Origin of the sequence: Symbiopectobacterium sp. (genome assembly GCF_051710365.1) — a bacterium.
Classification (GTDB): domain Bacteria; phylum Pseudomonadota; class Gammaproteobacteria; order Enterobacterales; family Enterobacteriaceae; genus Symbiopectobacterium.
This window is the reverse complement of the sequence record NZ_JBPETA010000242.1, coordinates 1-3,862: the sequence shown is the minus strand read 5'-3', so window position 1 is coordinate 3,862 and position 3,862 is coordinate 1. Positions and strand designations below refer to the sequence as shown.

The 3,862-nt window shown below is 48.2% G+C and carries 5 protein-coding genes, 2 tRNA genes and 2 pseudogenes; 4 read left to right on the top strand and 5 right to left on the bottom strand.

Translation table 11 applies throughout. The features are described 5' to 3' along the window. A pseudogene (locus tag ACTBDZ_RS15815) lies at positions 1-71 on the top strand (surface-adhesin E family protein); the annotation flags it as partial. A 27-nt stretch (positions 72-98) separates the two neighbouring features. Further along, positions 99-878, top strand: a pseudogene (locus ACTBDZ_RS15810) (tyrosine-type recombinase/integrase); the annotation flags it as partial. 130 nt (positions 879-1,008) lie between these two features. On the opposite strand, the gene ACTBDZ_RS15805 reads toward ACTBDZ_RS15810, so the two are convergent. Both ACTBDZ_RS15805 and ACTBDZ_RS15800 read right to left on the bottom strand, forming a co-directional pair. Further along, positions 1,009-1,095: transfer RNA gene (locus ACTBDZ_RS15805), tRNA-Leu, on the bottom strand. Positions 1,096-1,101: 6 nt separating this feature from the next. Further along, a tRNA-Cys gene (locus ACTBDZ_RS15800) sits at positions 1,102-1,175 on the bottom strand. A gap of 108 nt (positions 1,176-1,283) precedes the next feature. Between ACTBDZ_RS15800 and ACTBDZ_RS15795 the strand changes: the two genes are divergently transcribed. Together ACTBDZ_RS15795 and ACTBDZ_RS15790 are read left to right on the top strand one after the other, a co-directional pair. Beyond that, the gene (locus tag ACTBDZ_RS15795) at positions 1,284-1,511 is read left to right on the top strand and encodes a hypothetical protein (RefSeq protein WP_438816018.1); all 228 of its coding nucleotides are present in this window, start codon (positions 1,284-1,286) and stop codon (positions 1,509-1,511) included. Between the two features lie 394 nt (positions 1,512-1,905). Continuing rightward, positions 1,906-2,088 carry an Aca2/YdiL-like domain-containing protein gene (locus ACTBDZ_RS15790; protein WP_438816017.1) on the top strand — a complete coding sequence of 61 codons (183 nt, stop codon included), beginning with the start codon at positions 1,906-1,908 and terminating at the stop codon, positions 2,086-2,088. A 168-nt stretch (positions 2,089-2,256) separates the two neighbouring features. On the opposite strand, the gene ACTBDZ_RS15785 is transcribed toward ACTBDZ_RS15790, so the two are convergent. The 3 genes from ACTBDZ_RS15785 to ACTBDZ_RS15775 all read right to left on the bottom strand — a co-directional run bounded on the left by ACTBDZ_RS15785 (position 2,257) and on the right by ACTBDZ_RS15775 (position 3,774). Further along, positions 2,257-2,901 (bottom strand): hypothetical protein, encoded by a 645-nt coding sequence (locus ACTBDZ_RS15785; RefSeq protein WP_438816016.1) that lies wholly within the window; start codon positions 2,899-2,901, stop codon positions 2,257-2,259. A gap of 82 nt (positions 2,902-2,983) precedes the next feature. Continuing rightward, complete coding sequence (locus ACTBDZ_RS15780) at positions 2,984-3,358, bottom strand: Mor transcription activator family protein (protein WP_280624546.1); 375 nt, start codon at positions 3,356-3,358, stop codon at positions 2,984-2,986. Next, the gene (locus ACTBDZ_RS15775) at positions 3,352-3,774 is read right to left on the bottom strand and encodes a gp16 family protein (protein ID WP_406933289.1); all 423 of its coding nucleotides are present in this window, start codon (positions 3,772-3,774) and stop codon (positions 3,352-3,354) included. The genes ACTBDZ_RS15780 and ACTBDZ_RS15775 overlap by 7 nt, the downstream gene beginning before the upstream one ends. Positions 3,775-3,862 lie beyond the last annotated feature (88 nt).

Sequence of the window (3,862 nt, the reverse complement as noted above, 5' to 3'; positions counted from 1 at the left end):
CCATGGCGATGGTCAAAGCGCTTAACCGGATCACGCTATTAGGAATGCCGAACAGTATTCGCATCACGTAACAATCGACCCGATGGGGCACAGTCGTTACAAGTTCTGATTTATTCAACAAAGCCGGCAAGATGTTGCCGGTATTCGGTGCCATGTCGCCGGATGCCATTAAACCGGAACATGTCAGGAAATATCTTGATAAGCGCGGGGTGAAAAGTAAAACGCAGGCCAACAGGGAAAAGGCTTTTATGTCGCGGGTATATCGGTGGGGTTTTGAGCGCGGTCTATGCAAGGCCAACCCATGCCGGGGTGTTAGGCAATTCAAGGAAACCGCGCGGGATCGGTACGTGACGGATGATGAGTATCACGCCCTGTTTTCAGTCGCGCCAGCAGTGGTAAAAGTGGCAATGGAAATAGCCTACCTGTGTGCTGCCCGCTAGGGGGATATTTTGGCAATGACCAACCAGCAGCTATTGGAGGATGGGATCTTTATCGCCCAGGGTAAAACGGGGAAAAAACAGATCAAAGCATGGACGGGCAGACTTCACGCAGCCATTGAAATGGCGCACCAGATGCCAGTAAATAACAGCGTGTATAGCCAATACATCATCAGGCAATCAACGGGTTGGCGTTACACGCGGGACGGTTTTAACAGCCGATGGCGCAAGGCAAAGCAAGATGCGGCGATCGCGTTCCCGCACCTGAGTTTTGATTTCACCTTCCATGACCTGAAAGCAAAAGGCATTTCCGATCTTGATGGGACGCTTGCAGAAAAACAGGCCATTTCCGGGCATATGACCATCGGACAAACGGCACGGTATGACCGTAAAATCCCGATAGTTCCGGTGGTTGGTGGTCAGCATAAAAAATCGAAATAGTTGCATGTTTACCAAACACGCAAAAATCATATTAGGAAAGATATTAGGAAAGGAGGTACAGAAAACAAAAAAGCCACCTTGTGGTGGCATAATGATATTTATAACTAATTGTTTTTACTAACTTAAATGGTGGTGCCCGGGGCGGGACTTGAACCCGCACAGCGCGTACGCCGAGGGATTTTAAATCCCTTGTGTCTACCGATTTCACCACCCGGGCGAAAATTGGAGGCGCGTCCCGGAGTCGAACCGAGGTAGGCGGATTTGCAATCCGCTGCATGGCCACTCTGCCAACGCGCCTTATTCTGCCTATTGACCCGATACTTCAGGTCATATCAATAAGATTTCACTTATAACCTATTGATTAAATAATATTTTTTCATTTCCGTTTCAGGAATGGACGCTATTATGGACTGGTTACGTGCTGATGGCAAGCCCTTTGTCGCCGGGATAAAACCAAACGCTCAAAAGCTCACCACGGCCGCTCATTATTTACAACTCTCGCTGCATTTAGCAGCAAAATGGCTGTTTAGTCGGCAAATATTCACCAGCCTAGACCGCAGTAACATCATTATCCTAACTCAGCGGCAATGTCGGACAGCGAGAAAAGCGTACAACATCTGCCACCACCAGTAAACCTGGCGACTATGATTGATACTGCACCAGCAATTTCAGTGATGTCGACAAGACCACCGTCAGTAACCGTTGCTGTGGTTAAGTGCTATGTTCAATAATCGAAAACGCGTAGTGCCTGCAATGCGCGATGAGTTGCTGAAAAAGCTGTCTATGCCATATAGAACACCCGCGTCTGTTCACCCCGCGCTAGCATCGACCAGCCAAGTACCGGTTCTTCCTCTGGCTGTGCCCGACAATAACAACGCTGACACAATGCATTGCAAAGATCGCGCCAACCTGGATGACACTACAAATAAACAATGTTGCACAAAATAGTGTGACAATAATCAAGCCGGTAAATAAGCAATAATGTTATTTACTGACAGCATAATTCGTTGCGTTGTGGAGTCGCATTATGATGAATCCTTTAGAGCTACAAGCCTTACGCCAACTTTTTTTTATGAGTGTTGATGAAGCGGCCACCTATATTGCTAACGGTGTTGAAAGCGAAACCTGGCGTTTATGGGAAGGTGGCTCGCAGCCAATACCTTCAGAGGTTATTGACACACTAATGCTGATGAACAAAAAACGGTTTTAGGACGTGAGATATTTAAAAGGGAAACGTGCGATAAATGTGGATCTACTTGGGACAAACTGGATCTATCTGGGACGGGTAAGGTAATTAAGTTTCACATAGTGAAACAGAAATCATCACTCAAATCGACTGATTATTGAAATCATGCGGCTGCTTGAAGTCGTATCCGGTTCAATCAGAAGAAGAGCCTGATGGTTTTCCTGCTCTTCTTCTGATGTCTATTCTGGCAATTTGATCTGCAGGGATGTAAGTGGCGAGAGCGCCGTAGTCCTGATGAATAACATCTCCATACTCTACCCACTTATCACTACTTGCCGGACTTCTATGCGTTACATAGAGAATGACATCGCCTTTATTACCAAGTGTAAAAGGCCCATTTGGAAGTCCCTCGAAGCGTCCTGGCAATCGTGACAGCAAGCCAGAACCATCATTGAGAACCACAAATAATTCGGTCACACGATAATCAGTCAGGCCAAACATTTGCTGCCAGGCAGAGTGGGTACTGTCAGACCAGGAGATATTATGCTTCCGGAGAAACGCGTACAACCGTTTACGCCCATATTTACGCCACAATGCACCCAGGGGCAATGCCAACAACACTGGCGGCAGCGTTGCCGCGTAAGCATTGACGCCACCCCATAGTGTCACGTGGTATATTGCCGTCGGCAACAGGCTAAAAATCAGTGTGAAGAAAAAAATATCAATGGGTTTATGGTGTTCTTTCAGACCAACATTGGCAATAAAGTAGCTGATGTAGCCGGAGGCCAGCGTGACGAGTGTGGCCCAGGGTAAATCAAGCAGGGTTGAATCAAGCATATTCATCTCTTTTGCATGGATGCTGTCGTGGCGATGATAGTAACAAAAAAGCACTGAAGTACTTAAAGCACGTTATAAATGATCATCCAGCCTGCTTATCCTCATCTTCAAACAGATTGCCCTGGATGCGGGCCAGCTCTTCTTTTTTAACGCGTTTGACCACTGAATAAATCCACTGTAGCGAGACTTTGTATTTACGCGCCAGCGCGTGGTGGTTATGCCCGTTGAAATCGGCAAATATCTCCCGGTCACGCTGGCTGACTTTCCATATCAACCCCATCGGGAAATAGACGTTTTGCCCACCCCATACCGCCATCATCTGACTGGCGACGGCATCGCCTATCTGGCTGGCAACGGCGGGGTCAACGTCGATAATCTGCCTGACGGTCTGGGCGGTGTGTTCGGCCAGCTCAACCAGTAACTCCGGCCCTTTGCTACGAAAGGTATTCTCTAGCACGATGTTGCCCTCGCCACGCGTTTTTGCCACTGCTTAAGTTTCTCGATAACCTGGCTGGCCTGTTGGTTATCGAGCCAGTAAGGTGAATCACAGCCGGTTTCCCGTTTAACAAAGTGGGCAAGGGCTGTTGCTGACGCATCACGGACAATGCCTTCGTGGGCCATTGCCTGCCACAGGGCTTGCATTTTTTGGATTTGCGGACGGTCAGTCTGCTTTTTTGTAGTGGCGTGATGGGGCTGGATGCGGAAGCCTTTGGCTTTCAGGGCGTTTAACACATGAGCCAGTTGACCGATATTCAGGGCTTTTGCCGATGTTTTCCCCGTTAGCCTGTGCAACATCTGGCGGTAAGTCGTGTCGTCCAGCTTGAGATTGTGGGCGGCAATATGGATTAACTGCAGGTATTTTTGTCGGGTCATCCGGGGCGTCCTTTATCGTTGTGGTCGGGGTCAGGGTTCCTTATGCAGTGAGCAAAAAATAATCCTTCGGGTTTTGAAGGATTATAAA